This window comes from Qipengyuania sp. (assembly GCF_964227205.1).
GTDB lineage: Bacteria > Pseudomonadota > Alphaproteobacteria > Sphingomonadales > Sphingomonadaceae > Qipengyuania.
The window spans coordinates 667,185-688,717 of the sequence record NZ_CAXQVB010000003.1; the positions used below are offsets into that span (position 1 = coordinate 667,185).

Below are 21,533 nucleotides of genomic sequence, written 5' to 3' on the forward strand. Positions count from 1 at the left end.
TTGGGCGGGGGCATCGACCAGGTCCAGCTCGATGCGCTGTTCACGGTCGCCCTGGAGGCGGGAATCGCCCGAATCGAGAAGGACGGGACCTTCTTCCCGCTCCTGTTCGAACTGCGTGCAAACGGGGCGATCCAGAACGTCGCCGTCCTCGAAACCGCAGCTATCGACGGGGCGCAGTCGGTGCTCGACCGGTTTGCCGAACTGCTCCGGATGCGTGCGGAGGAAGGCACGATCCAGGCGGTCGCCATCGTCCAGCATCATGCCATGCAGGGAGCGATGGAGGTGCGGCTGCGCGCCGCGAACTATTCGAGCGATGTCGACGTGCCCTTCAATCTCGCACGCGGCGGCCTGCTGAAGCGCAAGCGCATACTCACGCTCGGAGAGTTTGCCGTGCGTGCGGCCGAGAACGACATCTTCTAGCTTCCGGCGAGCTGCTTGAGCACGATGCTCCAGTGGTCCAGCCCGGCATAGAAGGCATCGACCCGCATGCGCTCGTCGAGTCCGTGGGCGTAGATATCCTGCGAGCGGCTGGCCCCCGCGCCAATGGCGATGGTGTCATAGCCGAGTGCGCGGTAGTGCATCCCGTCGGTCCCGCCAGAGGACATCGTCGGGACCATCGGGATGGGTTTGCCGAAACGTGCGGTCAGCGATGTGGCGAGCGCATCGCGGACCTCGTCGGGGAAGCTGCTCATCGCGCTCTCGGTCGCCTCGGCGCGCTGCGTCACGCTGATCGCATCATTGCCGATCGCCTGCTCGAGCGCGGCCTTGACCGAGGCCACTCCCTCGCCGGGAAAGACGCGGCAATTGACCGTCGCACTGGCCGCTTGCGGCAGCGCGTTCTCGGCATGGCCGGCCTTGAGCATGGTCGCGACGCAGGTGGTGCGGAGCGTGCCGACGAAGCCCGGATCGGCACTTATCGTCGCGATCGCCGCGGCATCGGAGGGATCGGCCGCAAAGGCGCGCATCGCCGCGCCCAGATCGCCGGGAATGTTCCGGCCCATGGCGGCGAAATAGCTGCGCGTCAGTGCGCTCTCACGCACCGGAAACCTGTGTTGCGAGATCCGCGTTAGCGCAACGGCGAGATCGTAGATCGCATTGTCGGGCCGTGGGCGCGAGGAATGGCCGCCCGGATTGGTCGCGGTGATGTCGAATGTGACATAGGTCTTTTCGGCGAGCTGCACCTGCTGCGCGATGGGTGAGAAATCGTCGGCCAGTCCGATCCCGCCGGCATCCGAATTGAGGACGTAGGCGGGGTCGACATTGTCGGCGATCCACCTGGCCTGCGCGCGAGTAGAGATCATCCCGGTCTCCTCGTCGCCCGAGAAGGCGAGGTAGAGATCGCGGTTGGGCACCCAGCCTTCCTCCTTCAGCCGGATGAAGGTGCCGGTGAGATTGGCGACGCCATACTTGTTGTCCTGCGTCCCGCGACCGAAGAAATAGCCGTCTTCCTCCACCAGCGTGAAGGGGTCGCGCTCCCAGTCCTCGGGCAGCGCGTCGACCACATCCATGTGTGCGAGCAGGACGATCGGCTTCTTGCCCGACGATCCATCGCCGCGATAGCGCACGATCAGCCCCTGGGTGGCACTGCCGGCGCTGTCGTAGTCGGTGACCATCAGGTCACCCTCGGCAAAGCCCGCTGCGGCGAGCTGCCCCTTGAGATAGGCGACCTCGTCATCCACCTGGTCGTGACCGGCGGCACTGCGGAAGGCGATGATGTCGCGGTAGATGTCGCGCACGCGCTGCTCGTGCGCGGTAAGTTGGCGCTCGCTGCCATCCTGCGCCGCAGCCTGTCCCGCCATTGCCAGCGCACCCGCCAGCAGAATTGCCTTCACCTTCATGCCCCGCCGCTCCCGATTGGCTGTTGGTCGCGCGGAGGCTAGGGCGGGGCCATGACCGAGGCAAGCGCACATCGCTACCTGATCGCACTGGGCTCGAACCGGCGCCTGCCCGGCGTGGGGCGCCCACGCGCGGTGCTCGATGCGGCGGTGGCGGTGCTGGCGGAGGAAGGCTGGCAGGTCGAGGCGGTCTCGCGCTGGATCGAAAGTCGGCCGCTTGGCCCATCTTCGCGCCGCTATTCCAATGGTGCCGCGCTGATCGCAGGCGATCTCGAGCCGTGCGAGGCGCTGAAAAGCCTCCAGGCGATCGAGCAGGTGTTCGGACGCGAGCGACGGGGGCAGCGCTGGCGCTCGCGCACGCTCGATCTCGACATCGTTCTGTGGAGTGGCGGTGCGTGGCACTCGCGCGATCTGGCGATCCCGCACCCGGCGTTTCGCGAGCGCCGCTTTGTCCTCGGCCCCGCGGCGCAGATCGCCCCGCACTGGCGCGATCCCGTGACCCGGCTGACCGTGCGCCAGCTGTCGCGGCGGGCGGAAGCGCGTGCGTGACGCGATAGCTGCAACAGCCGCTTGACCACCCGCGACAGCGCCCCTAGGTGGCACGCCGTGGTCGGGCCGTTAGCTCAGTCGGTAGAGCAACTGACTTTTAATCAGTAGGTCGCTGGTTCGAACCCAGCACGGCTCACCACCACCTTCCGCCCACGAGGCCGGAGCGCCGGCTTGCAAGAACCGGAGCACATACATCCATGAAGACCCGCGCTGCCGTCGCCTTCGCCCCGAAACAGCCGCTCGAGATCGTCGAGCTTGATCTGGAAGGGCCCAAGGCGGGCGAAGTGCTGGTCGAGATCATGGCCACCGGCATCTGCCATACCGATGCCTATACGCTCGACGGGCTGGACAGCGAGGGCATCTTCCCCAGCGTTCTGGGGCATGAAGGGGCCGGCATCGTACGCGAAGTCGGGGCAGGCGTCACCAGCGTGAAGCCGGGCGACCATGTCATCCCGCTCTACACGCCCGAATGCCGCCAGTGTAAATCCTGCCTTTCGGGGAAGACCAACCTGTGCACCGCGATCCGCGCGACGCAGGGCAAGGGCCTGATGCCCGATGGGACCACACGCTTTTCCTACAAGGGCGAGCCGATCTTCCATTACATGGGCTGCTCGACCTTCTCGAACTTCACCGTCCTGCCCGAAATCGCGGTCGCGAAAATTCGCGAGGACGCACCCTTCAAGACCAGCTGCTACATCGGCTGCGGGGTGACGACGGGCGTGGGCGCCGTGACCAACACGGCCAAGGTGCAGGTCGGCGACAATGTCGTCGTCTTCGGCCTCGGCGGGATCGGCCTCAATGTCATCCAGGGCGCGCGGCTTGCGGGCGCGAACATGATCGTGGGCATCGATATCAACCCGGACCGCGAGGAATGGGGCCGCAAGTTCGGCATGACCCACTTCCTCAACACCAAGGGCATGAGCAATGACGAGGTGGTCGCCAAGGTGGTCGAGATGACCGATGGCGGGGCGGACTACACTTTCGACTGCACCGGCAATACCGAGGTCATGCGTACCGCATTGGAGGCCTGCCACCGCGGCTGGGGCACCAGCATCATCATCGGCGTGGCCGAGGCGGGGAAGGAAATCGCGACGCGGCCGTTCCAGCTGGTGACGGGCCGCAACTGGCGCGGCACGGCGTTCGGCGGGGCCAAAGGCCGCACCGACGTTCCCAAGATCGTCGACTGGTACATGGACGGGAAAATCGAGATCGACCCGATGATCACTCATGTCCTTAGCCTGGAAGAAATCAACAAGGGGTTCGACCTAATGCATGCAGGCGAAAGCATCCGCAGCGTGGTGGTGTTCTGATGGCTGGCAAGATCTATCCCGATGCCGCCGCGGCGCTTGAGGGTGTGCTGCGCGACGACATGCTCATCGCCAGCGGCGGTTTCGGCCTCTGCGGCATTCCCGAACGCTTGCTAACCGCGATCCGCGACAGCGGGGTGAAGGGCCTCACCTTCGCCAGCAACAATGCGGGAATCGACAATGAAGGCATCGGCATGCTGCTGCGCACCCAGCAGGTTAAGAAGATGATCTCGTCCTATGTCGGCGAGAACAAGGAGTTCGAACGCCAGTTCCTCTCCGGCGAACTCGAGGTCGAATTCTGCCCGCAGGGCACGCTTGCCGAGCGCATGCGCGCAGGCGGCGCGGGGATTCCCGGCTTCTACACCAAGACCGGCGTCGGCACGCAGGTCGCCGAGGGCAAGGAGCACAAGGAATTCGCCAATCGAGACGGGGTCAGGGAGACCTACATCCTCGAACGCGGCATCTTCGCCGACCTCGCCATCGTGAAGGCGTGGAAGGCCGACGAGACCGGCAATCTCGTTTTCCGCAAGACCGCGCGCAACTTCAACTTGCCTGCCGCGACCTGCGGCAAGGTCTGCGTGGTCGAGGTCGAAGAGATCGTGCCGACCGGCAGCCTCGATCCCGACTGCATCCATCTGCCGGGCGTTTACGTCCAGCGCATGATCGTGGGCGCACCCTACGACAAGAAGATCGAATTTACGACGACCCGCGAGAGGGAGACTGCGTAATGGGCTGGGATCGCAACCAGATGGCCGCCCGCGCGGCGAAGGAACTGGAAGACGGCTATTACGTCAACCTCGGCATCGGCATCCCGACGCTGGTCGCCAACCACATTCCCGAGGGCATGCATGTCACGCTGCAGAGCGAGAACGGCATGCTCGGCATCGGGCCGTTCCCGTACCCGGACGAGGTCGATGCGGACCTGATCAATGCGGGCAAGCAGACAATCAGCGAACTGCCGCACAGCGCCTATTTCGACAGCGCGGCGAGCTTTGCCATGATCCGCGGCGGGCATATCGACCTGACCGTGCTCGGCGCGATGGAAGTTGCGCAGAACGGCGACATCGCCAACTGGATGATCCCGGGCAAGATGATCAAGGGCATGGGCGGCGCGATGGACCTCGTCGCCGGGGTGAAGAAGATCATCGTGGTGATGGAGCACACGGCCAAGGACGGCAGCCCCAAGTTCATTCCCGAATGCACGCTGCCGCTGACGGGGCAGAATGTGGTCGACATGATCATCACCGACCTCGCCGTGTTCCATCGTCCCGATCACGACAGCAAGTTTCGCCTGATCGAGCTGGCTCCCGGCGTGACGGCCGAGGAAGTGGCCGAGAAGACCACCGCCGATTACGAGGCCTCGCTCTAAGCCATGGCGGCGCTGGAAACGGTCGAGGAGCATCGCAGCCACAGCGGTGTGCAGGGCGTCTATCGCCATGCCTCTGCCAGCACCGGCACCGAGATGACCTTCTCGGTCTTCGTGCCCGAGCATGCGGAGGGTGCGATGCTGCCGGTGTTGTGGTTCCTTTCGGGGCTGACCTGCACCCATGCGAATGTCACCGAGAAGGGCGAATTTCGTGCCGCCTGCGCCGAGCACGGCGTGATTTTCGTCGCGCCCGACACCTCGCCTCGCGGAGAGGATGTGCCCGACGACCAGGGCTACGACTTCGGCAAGGGCGCGGGCTTCTATGTCGATGCGACCGAGGAGCCCTGGACCAAGCATTTCCGCATGCGCAGCTATGTCGAGCAGGAACTGCCCACGCTGATCGCCGAGCATTTTCCGGTCGATTTGGAGCGTCAGGCGATCACCGGCCATTCGATGGGCGGGCATGGCGCGCTCACCGTGGCCTTGCGCAATCCCGGCCGCTTCCGCTCGGTCAGCGCCTTCTCGCCGATCGTCAGCCCGCTGAATTGCCCTTGGGGCGAGAAGGCGCTGGGCGGCTATCTGGGCACCGATCGCAAGGCCTGGCGCGAATACGATGCCTGCGCGCTGATCGAGGACGGCGCGCGGCTTGACGGTCTGCTCGTCGACCAGGGCACAAGCGACGATTTTCTCGAGAACCAGCTCAAGACCGAGCTCTTGGTCCAAGCCTGCAAGCGCACCGGCATCCCCGCCGAAATCCGGATGCAGGAGGGCTACGATCACTCCTACTATTTCATCTCGACCTTTCTGGCCGACCATATCGCCTGGCATGCTGCACGCTTGAAGCGCTAGGGCAGGGTCCTGCTCGGGAAAGACGCGCGGCGTTCGTGCGTTGTTACCCCATGTTTGTCGACGACACCTGGCTCGATATCGCCCTCCGCGGCGTGCTTCTGTCCGTTGCAGCGATGGTCTGGATCGTGCTGCTGATCCGCATCAACGGGCTTCGCTCGCTGTCGAAGATGACGAATTTCGACTTCGTCATGACAGTGGCGCTTGGCAGTCTCGTTGCCGGTGCGGCGCAAGCAAGCGACTGGAAGGGGTTCGCGCAATCGATGGTCGCGATGGCGGGGCTGTTCCTAGTCCAGTACGCAGCGGCGCGCCTGCGCAAATCTGCGGCAGCGGCCGAACAGGTGATGCAGAACGAACCCGTCTTCCTGATGCGCGATGGGATATTCCTAGAGGAAGCGCTCGGCGCCACGCGTGTTGCCAAGAGCGATCTGGTCGCGAAGCTGCGCGAGGCCAATGTCCTCGACCTCTCGCAGGTTCGCGCGGTTGTGCTCGAGACGACCGGCGACGTGTCGGTCCTCCACGGCGAAAGGCTTCAGGAAACCCTGATCGAAAACGTGAAAAGGCTCTAGCGCCGGTCGAGCCAGCGGGCGAGCGCGACGCCGCCGGTGATCAGGAACGGCACAAGGACGAAGCTGAGCGCGACCTTGGCCAAAACCTGGCCGATCAGCAAATTGGTGATCTCGAACTGGCCGTAGAAGGCGAGCGTGATGAAGATCACCGAATCGATCGCCTGGCTCAGCGCCGAGGCAATCGCGCCGCGGACCATGAGCGATAGGGTCGAAGCGCCTTCACCCGATCCGCGCAGGCGCGAGAAAATCCACACGTTCAATAGCAACGAGACGATGTAGGCGGCAGGTCCCGCCATCCACACGCGCCAGAGTGTCGCATGCACGCGTTCGAAAGCGGCAAGGTCCTCGCCGCGGAATTCGACCATCTCCACCGACGCGGGAAGGTTCAGCACCAGCTGCATCAGCAGCGAGGCGATCAGCAGCGGGATGAATCCCCACCACACGATCCGGTTCGCGAGTTTTTCGCCGTAGATCTGGGCGATAGTGCTCGAAATCACGACCAGCAGCAGGAAGGCGAAGATGCCGGATTCCACCGCCAGCTCGGTGGGCCAGAGCTGGACCTGCTTGTAGGCAAGCACGCCCGCCAGCACGGTCATCCCGCCATAGAGCAGGGTATAGACGAACAGCCCGAGCGGCATGGCGGCAGTGGCGAGCCGGGTCTCGTGGGCGGGTTCATTCATGGATTGGCCTCGTACTAACGGGGGACGGCGAGGCCGTCGGTGAGCGGGGAAAATTGACTAATGGGGCAGCGCAAGCAAGACAGCGGCTGATTTCATCCGCAACTTGTATTGCCCGAAGGGACCTCGATGTCGCCCATCCTGATCAATCTCGCCGGCGTGCTGGCGATCCTGCTGATCGCCTTTCTCCTCTCGACGGGCAAGCGGCGAATCAAATTGCGGGTGGTGGGTGCGGCCTTCGCGCTGCAAGCGCTGATGGCGCTGCTGGTGCTGCGGACGCCGTGGGGCGTGCAACTGATCCAGGCGCTTTCGAACGGGGTGATTGCGCTCCTGTCCTATTCGAAGGTCGGCATCGAGTCGGTTTTCGGGCCGATGGATGCCAATCCCTTCACCAACACCTTCGTCATTGCCGCCCTCCCGGTCATCGTCTTCTTCGCAGCGATCGTCTCGATCCTCTATCACTGGGGCATCATGCAGCGGCTGGTGCGCTGGGTCGGCGGCGCGATCGGCTGGATCACCGGGATCAGCAAGGTCGAGGCCTTGGGCAGCGCGGCCAATATCTTCGTGGGCCAGTCCGAAAGCCCGCTGGTCGTGCGTCCCTATCTTGCCGCGCTGACGCCGAGCCGGCTGTTCACGCTGATGAGCGTCGGAATGGCAGGCGTGGCGGGGACCATACTCGCGGCCTATGCCAGCTTCATCGGCGCCGAGGCGGTTCCCTTCCTGCTTGCGGCGGCCTTCATGTCGGCACCCGGCGGGATTCTGATGGCGAAGATCATCATGCCCGACGATGACAGCGTGCTGGCGCGCGATGCGGCGGTGCTGGCCGGGGTCGATCCTGAGGGCGAAATCAAGCTGCCAGATGCGCGCATCAGCTCCGAAGGGCCTGCGGCGCTGACCGAGAGCGGCAAGCCGCACGAAGTCGAGGTCGCCGAGACCTTCGAGGAAGGGCACCGTCCCGCCAATGTGATCGAGGCCGCTGCGCAGGGAACGCAGACGGGGGTCAAGCTCGCGGTCGCAGTCGGCGCGATGGTCATGGTCTTCGTCGCGCTTGTGGCGCTCGCCAACGGCATCCTCGGCGGCATCGGCGGCTGGTTCGGCTATCCCGACATCAGTTTCCAGCAGCTGCTCGGCTTCGTTTTCGCGCCGGTCATGTTCCTGATCGGCATCCCGTGGGACCAGGCCGGCACCGCGGGCGGCCTGTTCGGCACCAAGATCGTCCTCAACGAATTCGTCGCCTTCATCGATCTCGGCGCAATGGACCCGTCCGTACTGTCCGATCGTAGCCGTGCGATCATCACTTTCGCGCTGTGTGGTTTCGCCAACTTCAGCTCGATCGCCATCCAGATGGCGGTCACCGGCGGACTTGCGCCAAATCAAAGACCCGTGATCGCAAAGCTGGGTATCCGTGCGCTCGCTGCCGGTAGCCTCGCCAATCTGATGAGCGCGGCGCTGGCGGGACTCTTCCTCCCGTACTAAAGGGCGCACCCACTATGACCGATTCGAATACCGAAATCGCGGTTGTGTCGCTGGCACAACCGCTCGACAGCATCGCCGACGAACTGGGCCGCAGCTTTGAGGAATACGGCTTTGCCGTCATCCGCGATCACGGCATTCCCCAGGAACTGATCGACCGCGCCGAAGCGCTGGCCAAGGAGTTCTTCGCGCTCCCCGACGAGGTGAAGCAAGCCTATCATATTCCCGGCGGCGGCGGCGCCCGCGGCTACACCCCCTTCGGGACCGAAAAGGCCAAGGATGCCACGGTCCACGACCTCAAGGAATTCTGGCATGTCGGGCGCGAACTGCCCGAAGGCCACCCGCTCGCCCAATACATGGCCGACAATATCTGGCCGGACGAAGTGGCGGGATTCCGCGAAACCTTCTCCGAACTCTATGCGGCGTTCGAAACCGCCGGTGGCCGCGTGCTCGAAGGAATCGCATTGCACCTTGGCCTCGACCGCGATTTCTTTGCGCCGACTGTCGAAGACGGCAATTCGGTCATGCGTCTGCTGCGCTATCCCCCGATCGAGGGCGAGGAAGCCGAAGGCGCCATCCGTGCCGCCGCGCATGGCGATATCAATACCATCACCCTTTTGCTCGGTGCGGAGGAGGCAGGCCTCGAACTGCTGACCGCGCAGGGCGAGTGGAAGGCCGTGGCGCCGCCCGAGGGCGCGCTGGTGGTCAATATCGGCGACATGCTCGACCGCCTGACGAACGGCAAACTGCGCTCCACCACGCATCGCGTGGTCAACCCGCGCGGCGAGGCAGCCTATCGCGCGCGCTATTCGATGCCATTCTTCCTCCACTTCCGGCCGGACTACGTGATCGAGACGCTTCCGTCCTGCATCGATCCCGATCGTCCGGACGATCATCCGGTGGCGATCAGCAGCCATGATTTCCTCATGCAGCGTCTGCGCGAGATCAATCTCGCCTGATTTGCCGCGCTGCACCATTTGCGGCGCGGCAAAATCGCGCGCTAGGCGAAAATTTTACTGAGTTGCTAAAATGCAACTGTTCTAACGCGCGGAAATTACAGCGAAAAATAATCATCTGCAGGCGTGGCGCGGCGTAAGTGCCACGCCTGTCTTGACTCTGTCACATTTCCATAGCTTGGCAGCAACGTGTCCCGCCTAGGGGGGGATCACCTCTCGCCCAGCAATCCCGCATCAAGAGACCGAAGGGATCATCTCGATGAAGTTTAAATATCTCCTGGCCGCCTCGGTGGTCAGCACCGCCAGCGCCATGGTCGCCGCTCCGGCCGCCGCGCAGTCGACCGGTTCGGTCGACTTCGACGACAACGTCATCATCGTTTCCGGCGCCCGCGAAACCGGTGTCGGCGGTGTCGAAAACCCGGACACCACCAAGGCCCAGCAGGTCCTCGGCGAGGAAATCATCCGTCGCCAGCGCCCCGGCCAGACTGTCAATGACATCATCAACCTGGTGCCTGGCGTCAGCTTCCAGAACAACGACCCCTGGGGTTCGTCGGGCGGTGGTTTCACCATCCGCGGCTTCGGTGCGGACCGCGTCTCGCAGACCCTCGACGGCCTGCCGCTGAACGATTCGGGTAACTACGCCCTCTACACCAACCAGCAGGTCGATCCGGAAGTCCTCGAAAGCGTCAACGTCAACCTCGGCACCACCGACGTCGACAGCCCGACCGCTTCGGCAACCGGCGGCACGATCAACATCCGCACGCGTGAGCCGGGCGACGACTTCGGCTTCGTCGGCACCATGACCTTCGGTGACGTCCTCGCGTCGGGCGCCGAGAATACCACCTATGTGCGTGGCTTCGGCATGATCGACACCGGCGATTTCACCGGCATCGGAACCAAGGCGTTCGCCTCGGTCAGCTACACGACCTACGGTGTGCCCTACAACCCGTATGGTCGCATCAACAAGACGCAGGTCAACGGCCGGATCTGGCAGGACCTCGGCGACAATGGCGACTTCGTCTCGGTTTCGGGTCACTTCAACCAGAACCGCAACAACTTCGCCGGTTCGGAAGGCCTCGAAACCCTCCTGTCCTATTACGAGAACACCCCGGGCTTCGACAGCAAGAGCGACCGGTTCTCTGTCTACGCCGCGAGCGAGGAATATCCTTGCCAGGTCGATCCGCGGGTCGTCATCGGCGGCACGGGCAGCCCGGGCGAAAGCGTCGACTACAATGATCGCACGGGTTGCGGCTCTGCCTTCTATCGCCGCTACAACCCGTCGGACACCGGAAACATCCGTGGTGCATCGCGCTTCACGATCACCGACGACCTGATCTTCACCTTCGACCCGAGCTACCAGTACGTCAAAGCAAACGGCGGCGGCCCGGACGATCTGCGTGAAGGCTTCTTCAACGCCGGCGGCACCAACTACACCGGTGCTTTCCGCGGCGGCTACTACTTCGGCCGCGACCTCAACAACGACGGCGATCTAGACGACGAAGTTGCGGGTAACGATCCGAGCCAGACCACGACCGACCGCTTCGGCGTCGTGGCCAACCTGATCTACTCGATCAACGACGATCACCGCGTGCGTTTCGCCTACACCTGGGACCGTGCACGTCACCGTCAGACCGGCCAGATCACCAACATGCTGGGCAACGGTGAGATCAGCGACGTGTTCGCGATCGACAACCCGCTGCTCGACGTGAACGGCGTGGAGGTGAACAAGCGCAACCGTCTGTCGTATGCAATTCTGCACCAGCTTTCTGGTGAATACCGTGGTCGCTTCGGCGACTTCACCGCGAAGCTCGCCCTGCGCGCTCCGTTCTTCACCCGCGAACTGAACCAGTTCTGCTACACCACTTCGGCCAACGGTTTCGTCGACTGCCCCAACCCGGGCTTCGACCTCGCCGGCTACGAAGCAGCCAATCCGAACGCAGCCCCGCCGCGTTCGCGCACGCTGAAGTACGACAAGCTGCTCCCGAACGTCGGTTTCATCTATGAAATCACGCCGGAAGTTTCGCTCTTCGCCAACTACGCCAAGGGCCTGTCGGTCCCCGGCACGGACCCGCTCTACGCATCGCTGTTCTTCGACGAAGGCGATGCCGGTGCGAACCCGAACCCGGAAACCACCGACAGCTTCGACCTCGGCCTGCGCTACCAGTCGGGTCAGATCGAAGCGCAGCTCGGCGCGTATTACACGATGTACAAGAACCGTCTTGCTTCGGCTTTCGATCCGGAAGCGAACAACGGCGAAGGTGCGGTCGTCTACCGCAACCTCGGCGACGTGGACAAGTGGGGAATCGACGGCTCGATCGCCTGGCGTCCGACCCGCAACTCGCTGCTCTACGTGTTCGGCTCGTACAACGACTCGGAAATCGCTGACGACACCGCCATCGGTGCCTGCCGCAGCTTCCAGGTCGGCGACCGTCGTTACTCCTGCACCACCGCAGGCGAGCAGGGTTTCCTGCTGACCGGCGGCAAGAGCGAATCGGGTGCTCCGCAGTACTCGTTCGGTGCTCGCGGCCAGGTGGCCGTCGGTGCCTTCGAGTTCGGCGCACAGGTCAAGCACACCGGTCCGCGCTTCAACAACGACACCAACACCGATGTCGATGGCGAACTGTTCGACGGCACGCCGTTCACCTTCGATGCGAAGATCCCTTCGTACACGCTGGTCGACCTCGACGTCCGCTGGACGCTGGGTGAATTCCCGACCGGCGGTGACGTTGCCCTGCAGCTGAACGTGACGAACCTGTTCGACGAATACTACGTCGGCTTCTTCGGCGGCTCGCTGGATGGCTTCGGCTTCGCCCAGATTGGTTCGCCGCGCGCAGCCAGCCTGTCGGTCATCGTCGGCTATTGATCATAAGGGTGCGGGGCCGCGAGCCCCGCGCGCAGACTACAGGGGCGGTCCTCCTCGCGGAGGACCGCCCTTTTTCATGCTCGACGGCCTGCCAAGCGGAACAGGAGGGTGCCGATTCCCGTTGAGCCGGAATGGACCAGAAGGCCGCCCGCTACAGCCAGACGAAACAGCGGCCCAACCTTTGGGTCGTCGTGCTGATCGTCCTGATCCACATCGCGCTGTTCTACGCTCTTGTCCGGGCACTTGCTCCCGGTGCAGTGGCCAGTGTCGAACGCAGCGTGGTGTCGGCCTTCACGGTCACCGTTTCCGTCCCCGATGAGGAACCCGAGCCGACCGCTCCCGACCCCGAGGGCGCGCAGGGCGATCCCGGCCGCGAGGCGGTGCCCGACGCGGTGACCGCGCCCAAGCCCAAACGCCCGATGCGCAAGGACCCTCCCGCACCACGCGCCTCGTCGACCGGTACTGCGGACAGTGCCGGGGCCACCGACCAGGGTCAGGGTACGGGTCGTGCTGGGCAGGGAGAAGGTACCGGCAGCGGCGAGGGCGGAGGCGGCCATGGCGGCGGTGCAGCAAGCAAGCCCGTTCTGGTGCGCGCGATCACCGATGCGAGCGCATTTCCCGTGCCGCCGGGAGGGCGGCAGGCTCGGATCGGAAAGTCGGTCATTGTCAGGCTATCGGTCTCAGCCGCGGGCCGGGTCACAGGGTGCAGCATCTATCGCCCAAGCCCCTTTCCGGAGACCGACGCGGTCGTATGCCAGCTTGCTTACGAGCAAATCCGCTTCGAGCCGGCGCGCGATGCCCGCGGTAACCCGGTCGCCGCGACCTTCTATTACCAGCAGCGCTTCTTCAATTGATCGCGTCTTGCTGGTCCCGGCCTAGTCCGGGGTGTAGCTGGCGAGCACCTGCTCTAGTTCGACCTTGCCATAGGGCTTGGTCAGCAGGCCTATCGCGCCGAGTTTCGCGATCCGGTCGGCCATCTCGCCATACCCGGTTGCGAGCCAGAAGGGCACGCCCATTTCGCGGAGCTTCTCGGCCACCGGCTCGCTGTTCTCCTTGCCGAGATTGTAGTCGAGAATCGCGAGCGCGGGACGCTTTTTCGCCAGCGCATCGAGCGCTGCCGCGACCGTGCTTTCGGTGCGCACCGTCTCCACCCCGAGTTCCTTGAGGCAGTCTTCCGCATCGAGCGCGATGATCATGCTGTCCTCGACCAGCAGGACGCTTGCGGGCGGGCTTTCCAAACGGGCTTTCTTTCGGGATTCGGGAGTCGCGGTGGATTCGCTTTCGCGCGACCGCCATTCGACGTAACGGCCGGGAATACAGAAGCGGGCGACGACCCCCTCCAGACGATAGTCGATCTCTGCGGAACCGCCCAGATCGTGGGGAATCGAGCGTGCGATGATCGTGCTGCCGAAACCACGTCGAATTGGCGGCTTGACCGGCGGGCCACCGGTCTCGCGCCAATCGAGGCAGAACTGGCCTTCGGCATCGCGGCTGACCTCGACCGCCAGTCTACCTGCCTGATCGCTGAGCGATCCGTATTTCGCCGAGTTGGTGATCATCTCGTGGATCACGAGGGCGAGCACGGTATAGGCTTCGGGCGCGATCATCGCTTCGGGACCCGACAGGTCGAGCCGTTCCTTCTTGCCCGCGAGATAGGCATTGGCCTCGGTTTCCAACAAATCGGCAAAGGGGGCATGCGACCAGTTGCCCTTGGTGATGTTATCATGCGCCGAAGCAAGCGAGGTGATGCGTCCGCCGACAATCTCGACGAAGCTTTCTATATCGACCGCGTCGCTCTTCGACTGGCTGATCAGTCCTCGGATGAGATTGAGGATGTTGCGCACGCGGTGATTGAGCTCGGCAATCAGCAGTTCCTGCTGACGTTGCGCATTGGTTCGTTCGCTCATTGCCTCGTCGGTCAGGCGCAGGATTATCTCGAGCAGCGTGACCCGCAGGCTTTCGGCAATTTCGATTTCCGCGCTGGACCAGCCTTCTGCTCGTCCTTCGACGGTTTCCTGCCACGCTTCGAAACTCTTGCGCGGGGTCAGGCGGTCGCCAAGCGGTCCGGTCTCGACCGGCTTATCGGGGTTTCCGGCCCAGGTTACGGTCTGAACCAATGGCTTGCGCCACAGCACCAGGTAATCGCGCGGTGTCCGGGACACGGGAATGATCAGCGCGCCGGCGGCACGGTCGGCAAAGGCTTCGGCACCGGGCAGCCGCTCGGCGATCGAGTCGCTGGCCAATATCCGGCTCGTCGCCCCCCCGTTGAGGCTGGGAACCATGGCGCGAAATTCATCCTCGCTCGGCGCCGAACCGCGCGCGTCGTAGACGCCCTCGACGAATATCGAAACGCCGTCGTGCGGGATGATCTGCTGGATCACCGGTTCGATCGTGGGCAGGCTCGTGGAGAGCGAGGCGCCCGAGGCGACGTCGCGCATCAGCCTCGTGTGGATCGCGCGCGCCCGCTCGCGCAGTTCGGCCCCTTCGCGGGCCATGGTGCGATCGAGCATGAGCGAGAAGAATTCGGAGAAGAGCTCGGCTGAGGTGCGGCTCGAATAGGGCAGCAGCTTGGGCCCGTAATGGTGACAGGCGAACAGTCCCCAAAGCTTGCCCCCGACGATGATCGAGATCGACAGCGAGGCGCCCACACCCATGTTCTTGAGGTATTCGATGTGGACCGGAGATACTGCCCGCAACGAACTCATGCTGAGGTCGAGCGGCTCGCCCGAGAGCGAGGCAGCCGGTTCGACCGGGATCGGCTCCGCGTCGACATCGGCGATGATCCGGAAGCGATTGCGCAGGTACAGCGCGCGCGCCTGATCGGGAATGTCGGATCGCGGATAGCGCAGGCCAAGGAATTTCTCGAGGTCCGCGCGGGCGGCCTCGGCGATGACTTCGCCCGACAGGTCTTCGCGGAAGCGATAAACCATCACTCGGTCGATCTGGAGCGCGTGGCGCAGCTGCCTGGCAGCCTCATCGACCAGACCCTGCACATCGGTTTGCTTGTCGAGCCGCGTCATCAGCGGCTGGAGCATGCCGAGCTGGCGGTTCAGGTCGCCCGAAACATGGCGCTCGATCTCGATGATGGTGTTGGCGCCCGAGCTGTGCAGGGCGCAGTCGAACAGTTCCCCGCGACCGAACAACTGCAGGCCGAACAGACGTTCGACCTGGTCTTCGAGTACGAGCGCCGCTGCGGAGCTGCGCAGTTCGGCAATGGCGGCGGGCGCGATCAGCCGTTCGAGCCGGTCGCCTATCGCGATGGTGCGTCCGTCACCCAGAACGACCTCGAGATTGGTCGAGCGATGCGCTACGAACCAGTCGGAATTGACCGCGATCAGCGCACCGAAGCCCTGGATCCGACCGAGCTGGTGAATAGGTTCGCGATCGCAGTTGGTGAGATTGACGTCCTGCGGCTGCATCATGCCATCTCGAGGAGCGGGTGGTCCGCAGCCGCCGCGTTGAAATGGGCGAAGGTGGCAAGCGCGCCGTCGAGCACGGCGCTGGTCCCGCTTTCCGTCGCGGGGCGCTGCAAGGCCGGAAGCAAGCCGCGCCAATATTCCCCCATCTCCGGATCCGAAAGGAAGGCCACCGGGCGCCGTGCGCCTAGCCTCGCCATCCGCGACAGGATCGTCCTGTTGCCGAGCGCCGAACCCGCCAGCACCCAGCACACGCCCAGTGCCTGCGCACTGTCGGACATAGCGAAATCGGGGGTGGCGAGGGGAGGCTGGTGACCAAGGTCGGCCAGGTCACGCGCAATCAGGCCGGTCTGCGGTGGAGGGGGTTCCGGTGGGCCATGCCGGTCCAGCCAGCACTCGATGCCGCGACGAGCACAATACTGGATGGCGAGGAATGCGGCGTAATCTTTGGTGTCGTCGGTTATAAGCGCGCCGAGCCGCTCGTCGAGCCGGGCATGCTCGACGGAAGTTTCATCCTTGAGATAATTGCGGATGGTGCGACCCACCCCATCTGTTGCCCGCATTCGTTCGGCCTCACTTTCCCTACCGTCCTGCCTCGGGAGGCCGAAACGTACCCCGGTCGGCTCGACCGACTACGTACTTCCCCTTGCAGCGTCCTAGGCCGAAATTCGTTCCGGAAACAGGAAATTCTGCCGCGGGCGGCAAGGCGCCAGTCTATTTCGGGGCGATCAGCTTCTGGCCCTGCTGGCGGATCGCATTGGCGACCATCGGCTCGAAGAAGGACAAGGCAGGGGGCAAATTGACTTCGAACACGACCTGCCCTTCCTCGACGAGGACGCAGCCGTCGACGCCCTGCCCCATCGCCCGGACCGACAGGTCCATGCGGTCTTCGTTGGGCCAGTGGGTGGTCACGTCGGCCAGCCCACCGGGCACGAACTGTCCGATTTCATGGCTGTGTTCGCGCAGGCGGCGGCGAACCTCTTCCTTGGCGAGATCGTGAGGAATGGGAACGCGCATCAGTCCTTGTGCTCCAGTTGCGGGCTGGTTTCGGCGCCACTCCCGAACTTGTAATCGAGATAGCGGTGCTTGATCGCGAGGTCGTCGAGCGAACCCTCGGCAAGCTGGCGGGTGATCGAATCGATTTCGCTGCTGATCTTGTCGAGGCTGTCGGTCAGTTGTTGGTCGGGGGTCGAGCCAGCGCGCTCTTCCCTGCGCAGATGCTCGGGGATGCGGCGGTAGCTGTCGATCATCTCGGGCAGCTGTTCACCCACCAGGCTGCGCACTTCGCGCGCTTTGGGGTGCTCTTGGTCAAGGCCCTCGAGCTGGAGGCCGAGAGCATCGAGCTGGACCCCCATGTCCTCGACGATCCGCGCAGCGGGTGCAGGCAGGGCGGGGCGCTGCGCCTCGAGCCAGAGTTCGGTCCGGCTGACCATCTGCTGGACATTGCCCTTATTGATGTCCGCACGCCTCGGCGTCTTGATCCGCGGGTATTTGCCAAGGACGCCGATCGCGACGATGCTGGCGACCGCCAGCGCCATCACGCCGACGAAGCCGATCCCGTCGAGAACGAGCCCCAGCACCCCCATGCCGACCCAGATTGCGAACAGCGCCACGGCCACGTTGCGGATTTTGGCCTTGAGGTGCTCGCGCTTCGCCCTGGCCGATCCCGCGCCGATGGAGGGCGCACGGCGATGTCGGCCGCCTTCGCGGTTGTCGCGCACCAGCGCCTTGCTTTCGGCGAGGATTCGGTCGCTGTCGCGGGTCAGGTCGCTCACGTGGACTGGCTCCTCAGCCCTCGATGCTCAGCAGATTCGATTCGGCGACCTGCTTCTGCGCCTGCGCCTGGCCTTCGGCACGGGCGATATAGCCTTTCGACTTTTCGACCTCGTCGGTCAGCAGGTTGACCGTCTGCTTCATGCTGTCGAGCGCGCGGAGCTTGAAATTGTCTACCTCGTCCATCGTGTCGTAAATGTTCTGGAAGGCGCGCTGCAGCGTCTCGAGCGGAATGGTCGAGGCTGCGGCCTGCTCGTGGATCTTGCCGGTCTGGTCGCGCAGCAGCGTGCTGGTGGAATCGATGATCCCGGCTGTCGTGTCGTTGAGCGCGGTGATCTGGCCGAGGACAAGGCGCTGGTTGGTCATCGCCTCGGCCACGGTCACGGCGGTGCGCAGTGCGCCTACCGTGGTGGTGCTGGCGCGGTCGACGCCCTTCACCAGCTCGACATTGTTCTTCTTTACCAGGTCGAGGGCGAGGTACCCCTGCACGCTGACCGCCATCTGCGTGAGCAGGTCCTGCGTGCGCTGGCGGACATAGAAAAGGGCGGTTTCGCGCACCGCCTTGGCCTTGGCCGGGTCGGTCGCGTCGAGTTCCTGCGCTTTCTCCTCCAGCTTCGCGTCGAGCGTGTTGGAGATGTGGATCATCTGTTCCAGATTGCCCATCGCCTCCCACAGCTTCTGCCGCTCCACATCGATCGCGGCATTGTCCATGATCAGCTCGTCCTTGCCGCTGGCAAGGTTGTTGAGGATCGACTGGATATGCGTCTGCGCGCTCTGGTAGCTGCGGAAATAATTGGTCAGCTTGTTGCCGAAGGGGATGATGCCGAGGATCTTGCGCGTGCCCGACAGCTTGCCGCGCTTGCCTGGGTCGAGGTCCTCGACCACGCGGCGCAGCTCGGCAAGGTTGGCGCCGACACCCTCGTCCTTGTCCATCGCGCGCACCGGGCGGTCGAGGAAGCGGTTGGACATGCCGGCCGCCGCCATGATTTCCTTACGCCCCATATTGGTCAGCTGGTCGACCTTTTTGCCGAATTCGGGCGAGTTCGCATCCTCCGCAAGGAGATCGGCTACGAAACCGTCGACCTTGCTTTCGAGCTTGCTCTTCACCTCTTCCGACACCGGCACCAGGCCCGCGGCCTTTTCGGGCTTCACCTCGGGCACCGGATCGGGCGGGGTGAGATCGAAGGCGGTCTCGGTGGCAGTCTGCGTTTTGGTCTCGCTCATGGGCGGCTGTCTCTCCAGGCGGCTATGATCCTGTATTAGGGTCGCAATACACGATCTTCAAGCACGGTGTCGTTCTTGGTTGCGATCATGCCGCCTCGAACCGCCCCGGGGCAAGCCAATTCTGGCTCCTTGCCGGGCTGCGGCAGCATGGACTTTTGCAGGTGGGATAAGGGCTTGAGACTTTGTCGCCAAGGCCGGCCCGGTGCCGTCGGAAATAGCGATCGCTGTCGGGCTGACACAGCGGCTTACGCCGTACTAGCGCGTAGCGCGCGCTCGCTCGGACCTAAGCCACGTCTTTCGATTTTCCTGCAAAGCCGACCAGGGCATCGACAATGTCGCTCGGCTTGGCGGGCTTGTAGATGCGGGGTCGCGCACGAAAGCCTTCGGGCATCACATCCGCGCTGCATTGGGCGCTGACGAAAGCATAGGGCACTTCGTGGCGGTCGAGGGCCTCGGCAATCGGCCAGACAAATTCGCCGCCGAGATCGATATCGAGCAAGGCAGCATCCAGCTGGTTTTCGGTGGCCAGGCGCAGGCCGGTCGCGAGATCGAGTGCGGGGCCGACGGGCTCGGCTCCGGTATCTTCTACCAAATCACTGATATCGTATGCGATTATCGGATTGTCTTCGACAATCAGTACACGTTTGCCAGGGAGTAGGTGCGACATTCTCTATCTGCGTAATAACCGGCGTAGCGACCCGCACGAACATTCGTGATATTCACATGGGCACTACCGGTTCCGCACCAATCGACGAACTGCGCCGATTCGTGCGGTGAAACCCTAGGTGCCCGACTGGTTTGCTTTTACCGGTGCTGCTTACCTGTTCAGGCCGCTAGCTCCAGCGGCTGGATCTCCCCTGCGAGGTACAGCTTCTTCGCCTTGGCACGGCTCAGCTTGCCCGAACTCGTGCGTGGCAGCGTGCGCGGCGGAACCAGTTCGACGACGCAACTCATGCCCGTCACGCCGCGAACCTTGTCGGCGATCTGGTCACGCAGCCGGATCCGTTCCTCGGGATCGGACACCCGGCAATGCACCAGCACGGCGGGCGCTTCCTCGCCGTTGTCGGTATCGATCGAAAAGGCTGCGATATCGCCGTGATTGAAGCCGGGCAATTGCTCGACCGCCCATTCGATGTCCTGCGGCCACAGGTTCTTACCGTTGATGATGATCATGTCCTTCGCGCGTCCGACGATGAACAGATAGCCGTCGGCCATGTAGCCCATGTCGCCCGTGTCGAGCCACCCGTCGACAAGGCAGTCGTCCGTCGCTTCCTCGTTGCGGAAGTAGGAATGCATGACGCTTTTGCCGCGGCACCAGACCTTGCCGATCTGGTGATCTCCGCGAGCCGCGCCCTTCTCGTCGCGGATTTCCACTTCCATCCCCGGGATAGGCTTGCCGCAATTGACGATCGCGCGATAACGCGCCGGCTTCGACAAGTCGCGCGGGCGGCCCGAGAGCCGCTCTTCCTCGACCAGCTCGACGCGGATGCCTTCGCCCGGAGGCATGACGGTCACCGCCAGCGTCGCCTCGGCGAGGCCGTAGCTGGGGTTGAAGCTGCTCGCCTGGAAACCGGCGTCGGCAAAGGCGTTGACGAAGTTCTGCATCACGTCGGGGCGGATCATGTCGGCGCCATTGCCCGCGACGCGCCAGCGCGACAGATCGAAGCGGTCGGCGACATGGCTCTGGCTGGAGATGCGGCGCGCACAGATGTCGTAGCCGAAGGTCGGCGAATAGCTGAGCGTTGTGCCCTTGTTGCGGCTGATCAGGTCGAGCCAGGCAAGCGGACGGCGCGCGAAATGTTCGGTCTTCAGATAATCGACCGAAACCTGGTTCGCCACGAGCGACAGGAAGCATCCGACCAAGCCCATGTCGTGATACCACGGGAGCCAGCTGACCACGCGGTCGTTGGTGCCGATTTCCATCGATTCGGCATGGCCGCGCAAATTGTGCAGCAGCGCTTCATGGGTCACCGCGACACCGGTGGGAAAGCGCGTCGAACCGCTCGAATACTGGAGGTAGCAAATGTCGTCCGGTCGGGCTTCGGGAAGCGCGCAGTCCGGTGCGGGGCGTTCGGCGAATTCGGTCCAGCTTTCGCCGCCGCAACCCTGCCGGTCGGCGGCCGCCTTGGCCATCTCGGCTATCTCGCCGGGATAGATCAGTATCTCCGGATCCGAACTCTGAAGCTGCACCGACAGCTGGTCGATATAGCTTTCCTTGCCCCCGAAAGTGGTCGGCAGCGGAAGCGGAACGGGCCAGGCGCCCATCATCGTGCAACCGCAGAAAAGCGCAGCGAATTCGGGGCTTGTATCGGCGACCAGCGCGACCCGGTCCTCCTTGCCGATGCCCATCGCGACGAGCCGTCGGGCAGCCTCGATCGCGTCCTCCCTCATCTGCGCATAGGAATAGACGCGTTCGAGCGCTCCGCGCATATCGTGGAAATTGAGGCCCTTCGCGCTACGGGCAGCGTAGTCGATGGCTTCGTTGAAGGTCGCGAAGTCCGAGCGGCGACGCGGCAGGTCGCAATCGTTCGGCGTCGGCGTCAATACGGCGTCGGTCATAATGTTCGGCGATACCCGTGAATTGCTGGGGCCCTGCGGCCTCCCTCATTGCTCGATTTGTCACGCGAACCGTAAGGTCGCGCGCTCTCCCACGTTTCCCAATCTTAAAGGACTGTGGCA

At 63.9% G+C, this 21,533-nt stretch carries 20 protein-coding genes and 1 tRNA gene; 12 read left to right on the plus strand and 9 right to left on the minus strand.

Annotated features, from left to right (window positions below; translation table 11 throughout):
- A complete protein-coding gene (locus ACEQZ0_RS10830) occupies positions 1-420 on the plus strand; it encodes a hypothetical protein (RefSeq protein WP_370190791.1) in 420 nt (139 codons plus the stop codon).
- Here ACEQZ0_RS10830 and ACEQZ0_RS10835 read toward each other — a convergent pair.
- Positions 417-1,838 carry a M20/M25/M40 family metallo-hydrolase gene (locus tag ACEQZ0_RS10835; RefSeq protein ID WP_370190792.1) on the minus strand — a complete coding sequence of 474 codons (1,422 nt, stop codon included), beginning with the start codon at positions 1,836-1,838 and terminating at the stop codon, positions 417-419. The two genes, ACEQZ0_RS10830 and ACEQZ0_RS10835, sit on opposite strands and share 4 nt — an antisense overlap.
- A gap of 51 nt (positions 1,839-1,889) precedes the next feature.
- Here ACEQZ0_RS10835 and folK point away from each other — a divergent pair, with 51 nt between their 5' ends.
- From folK to ACEQZ0_RS10870, 7 genes are all read left to right on the plus strand, one after another.
- Positions 1,890-2,384: a 2-amino-4-hydroxy-6-hydroxymethyldihydropteridine diphosphokinase gene (gene folK / locus ACEQZ0_RS10840; RefSeq protein ID WP_370190793.1), complete on the plus strand. Its 495-nt coding sequence runs from the start codon at positions 1,890-1,892 to the stop codon at positions 2,382-2,384.
- A 63-nt stretch (positions 2,385-2,447) separates the two neighbouring features.
- A tRNA-Lys gene (locus ACEQZ0_RS10845) sits at positions 2,448-2,523 on the plus strand.
- A 58-nt stretch (positions 2,524-2,581) separates the two neighbouring features.
- Complete coding sequence (locus ACEQZ0_RS10850; RefSeq protein WP_370190794.1) at positions 2,582-3,694, plus strand: S-(hydroxymethyl)glutathione dehydrogenase/class III alcohol dehydrogenase; 1,113 nt, start codon at positions 2,582-2,584, stop codon at positions 3,692-3,694.
- Positions 3,694-4,419, plus strand: coding sequence for a CoA transferase subunit A (locus ACEQZ0_RS10855; RefSeq protein WP_370190795.1), 726 nt, complete (start codon positions 3,694-3,696; stop codon positions 4,417-4,419). Before ACEQZ0_RS10850 ends, ACEQZ0_RS10855 begins: the two co-directional genes overlap by 1 nt.
- Positions 4,419-5,060 (plus strand): CoA transferase subunit B, encoded by a 642-nt coding sequence (locus ACEQZ0_RS10860; RefSeq protein WP_370190796.1) that lies wholly within the window; start codon positions 4,419-4,421, stop codon positions 5,058-5,060. Before ACEQZ0_RS10855 ends, ACEQZ0_RS10860 begins: the two co-directional genes overlap by 1 nt.
- Before the next feature lie 3 nt (positions 5,061-5,063).
- Complete coding sequence (gene fghA, locus ACEQZ0_RS10865; RefSeq protein WP_370190797.1) at positions 5,064-5,906, plus strand: S-formylglutathione hydrolase; 843 nt, start codon at positions 5,064-5,066, stop codon at positions 5,904-5,906.
- Positions 5,907-5,956: 50 nt separating this feature from the next.
- Positions 5,957-6,472, plus strand: coding sequence for a DUF421 domain-containing protein (locus ACEQZ0_RS10870; protein WP_370190798.1), 516 nt, complete (start codon positions 5,957-5,959; stop codon positions 6,470-6,472).
- Here the strand turns inward: ACEQZ0_RS10870 and ACEQZ0_RS10875 are convergent.
- On the minus strand, positions 6,469-7,152 hold the full coding sequence (locus ACEQZ0_RS10875) for a queuosine precursor transporter (protein ID WP_370190799.1): 684 nt from the start codon (positions 7,150-7,152) through the stop codon (positions 6,469-6,471). The two genes, ACEQZ0_RS10870 and ACEQZ0_RS10875, sit on opposite strands and share 4 nt — an antisense overlap.
- Positions 7,153-7,278: 126 nt before the next feature.
- Between ACEQZ0_RS10875 and ACEQZ0_RS10880 the strand changes: the two genes are divergently transcribed.
- The 4 genes from ACEQZ0_RS10880 (at position 7,279) to ACEQZ0_RS10895 (ending at position 13,295) form a co-directional block, all read left to right on the plus strand.
- On the plus strand, positions 7,279-8,625 hold the full coding sequence (locus ACEQZ0_RS10880; RefSeq protein WP_370190800.1) for a NupC/NupG family nucleoside CNT transporter: 1,347 nt from the start codon (positions 7,279-7,281) through the stop codon (positions 8,623-8,625).
- A 14-nt stretch (positions 8,626-8,639) separates the two neighbouring features.
- On the plus strand, positions 8,640-9,581 hold the full coding sequence (locus ACEQZ0_RS10885) for an isopenicillin N synthase family dioxygenase (RefSeq protein ID WP_370190801.1): 942 nt from the start codon (positions 8,640-8,642) through the stop codon (positions 9,579-9,581).
- Positions 9,582-9,837: 256 nt separating this feature from the next.
- Positions 9,838-12,441 (plus strand): TonB-dependent receptor, encoded by a 2,604-nt coding sequence (locus tag ACEQZ0_RS10890; RefSeq protein ID WP_370190802.1) that lies wholly within the window; start codon positions 9,838-9,840, stop codon positions 12,439-12,441.
- Between the two features lie 131 nt (positions 12,442-12,572).
- Entirely contained in the window at positions 12,573-13,295 is a 723-nt protein-coding gene (locus ACEQZ0_RS10895) for a TonB family protein (protein ID WP_370190803.1), read from the plus strand.
- Between the two features lie 21 nt (positions 13,296-13,316).
- On the opposite strand, the gene ACEQZ0_RS10900 is transcribed toward ACEQZ0_RS10895, so the two are convergent.
- The 7 genes from ACEQZ0_RS10900 to ACEQZ0_RS10930 all read right to left on the minus strand — a co-directional run bounded on the left by ACEQZ0_RS10900 (position 13,317) and on the right by ACEQZ0_RS10930 (position 21,413).
- Positions 13,317-15,863: an HWE histidine kinase domain-containing protein gene (locus tag ACEQZ0_RS10900; RefSeq protein WP_370190804.1), complete on the minus strand. Its 2,547-nt coding sequence runs from the start codon at positions 15,861-15,863 to the stop codon at positions 13,317-13,319.
- Positions 15,860-16,420, minus strand: a complete 561-nt coding sequence (locus ACEQZ0_RS10905; RefSeq protein WP_370190805.1) for a biliverdin-producing heme oxygenase — start codon at positions 16,418-16,420, stop codon at positions 15,860-15,862. Before ACEQZ0_RS10905 ends, ACEQZ0_RS10900 begins: the two co-directional genes overlap by 4 nt.
- Positions 16,421-16,571: 151 nt before the next feature.
- On the minus strand, positions 16,572-16,874 hold the full coding sequence (locus ACEQZ0_RS10910; protein ID WP_370190806.1) for a polyhydroxyalkanoic acid system family protein: 303 nt from the start codon (positions 16,872-16,874) through the stop codon (positions 16,572-16,574).
- Positions 16,874-17,632 carry a hypothetical protein gene (locus ACEQZ0_RS10915; RefSeq protein WP_370190807.1) on the minus strand — a complete coding sequence of 253 codons (759 nt, stop codon included), beginning with the start codon at positions 17,630-17,632 and terminating at the stop codon, positions 16,874-16,876. The genes ACEQZ0_RS10910 and ACEQZ0_RS10915 overlap by 1 nt, the downstream gene beginning before the upstream one ends.
- Positions 17,633-17,645: 13 nt before the next feature.
- Positions 17,646-18,854, minus strand: coding sequence for a toxic anion resistance protein (locus tag ACEQZ0_RS10920; RefSeq protein WP_370190808.1), 1,209 nt, complete (start codon positions 18,852-18,854; stop codon positions 17,646-17,648).
- A gap of 283 nt (positions 18,855-19,137) precedes the next feature.
- Positions 19,138-19,521: a hypothetical protein gene (locus ACEQZ0_RS10925; RefSeq protein ID WP_372520070.1), complete on the minus strand. Its 384-nt coding sequence runs from the start codon at positions 19,519-19,521 to the stop codon at positions 19,138-19,140.
- Between the two features lie 158 nt (positions 19,522-19,679).
- Positions 19,680-21,413 carry a fatty acyl-AMP ligase gene (locus tag ACEQZ0_RS10930; RefSeq protein ID WP_370190810.1) on the minus strand — a complete coding sequence of 578 codons (1,734 nt, stop codon included), beginning with the start codon at positions 21,411-21,413 and terminating at the stop codon, positions 19,680-19,682.
- Between the last annotated feature and the right edge of the window lie 120 nt (positions 21,414-21,533).

Bases quoted from the DNA above. Each gene is read 5' to 3' on its own strand.
- ACEQZ0_RS10880 (WP_370190800.1), top strand. From the start codon at position 7,279: ATGTCGCCCATCCTGATCAATCTCGCCGGCGTGCTGGCGATCCTGCTG.
- folK (WP_370190793.1), top strand. From the start codon at position 1,890: ATGACCGAGGCAAGCGCACATCGCTACCTGATCGCACTGGGCTCGAAC.
- ACEQZ0_RS10895 (WP_370190803.1), top strand. From the start codon at position 12,573: ATGGACCAGAAGGCCGCCCGCTACAGCCAGACGAAACAGCGGCCCAAC.
- ACEQZ0_RS10930 (WP_370190810.1), bottom strand. From the start codon at position 21,413: ATGACCGACGCCGTATTGACGCCGACGCCGAACGATTGCGACCTGCCG.
- ACEQZ0_RS10885 (WP_370190801.1), top strand. From the start codon at position 8,640: ATGACCGATTCGAATACCGAAATCGCGGTTGTGTCGCTGGCACAACCG.
- fghA (WP_370190797.1), top strand. From the start codon at position 5,064: ATGGCGGCGCTGGAAACGGTCGAGGAGCATCGCAGCCACAGCGGTGTG.
- ACEQZ0_RS10855 (WP_370190795.1), top strand. From the start codon at position 3,694: ATGGCTGGCAAGATCTATCCCGATGCCGCCGCGGCGCTTGAGGGTGTG.
- ACEQZ0_RS10835 (WP_370190792.1), bottom strand. From the start codon at position 1,838: ATGAAGGTGAAGGCAATTCTGCTGGCGGGTGCGCTGGCAATGGCGGGA.
- ACEQZ0_RS10890 (WP_370190802.1), top strand. From the start codon at position 9,838: ATGAAGTTTAAATATCTCCTGGCCGCCTCGGTGGTCAGCACCGCCAGC.
- ACEQZ0_RS10910 (WP_370190806.1), bottom strand. From the start codon at position 16,874: ATGCGCGTTCCCATTCCTCACGATCTCGCCAAGGAAGAGGTTCGCCGC.
- ACEQZ0_RS10875 (WP_370190799.1), bottom strand. From the start codon at position 7,152: ATGAATGAACCCGCCCACGAGACCCGGCTCGCCACTGCCGCCATGCCG.
- ACEQZ0_RS10850 (WP_370190794.1), top strand. From the start codon at position 2,582: ATGAAGACCCGCGCTGCCGTCGCCTTCGCCCCGAAACAGCCGCTCGAG.
- ACEQZ0_RS10860 (WP_370190796.1), top strand. From the start codon at position 4,419: ATGGGCTGGGATCGCAACCAGATGGCCGCCCGCGCGGCGAAGGAACTG.
- ACEQZ0_RS10925 (WP_372520070.1), bottom strand. From the start codon at position 19,521: ATGTCGCACCTACTCCCTGGCAAACGTGTACTGATTGTCGAAGACAAT.
- ACEQZ0_RS10905 (WP_370190805.1), bottom strand. From the start codon at position 16,420: ATGCGGGCAACAGATGGGGTGGGTCGCACCATCCGCAATTATCTCAAG.
- ACEQZ0_RS10870 (WP_370190798.1), top strand. From the start codon at position 5,957: ATGTTTGTCGACGACACCTGGCTCGATATCGCCCTCCGCGGCGTGCTT.
- ACEQZ0_RS10900 (WP_370190804.1), bottom strand. From the start codon at position 15,863: ATGATGCAGCCGCAGGACGTCAATCTCACCAACTGCGATCGCGAACCT.
- ACEQZ0_RS10920 (WP_370190808.1), bottom strand. From the start codon at position 18,854: ATGAGCGAGACCAAAACGCAGACTGCCACCGAGACCGCCTTCGATCTC.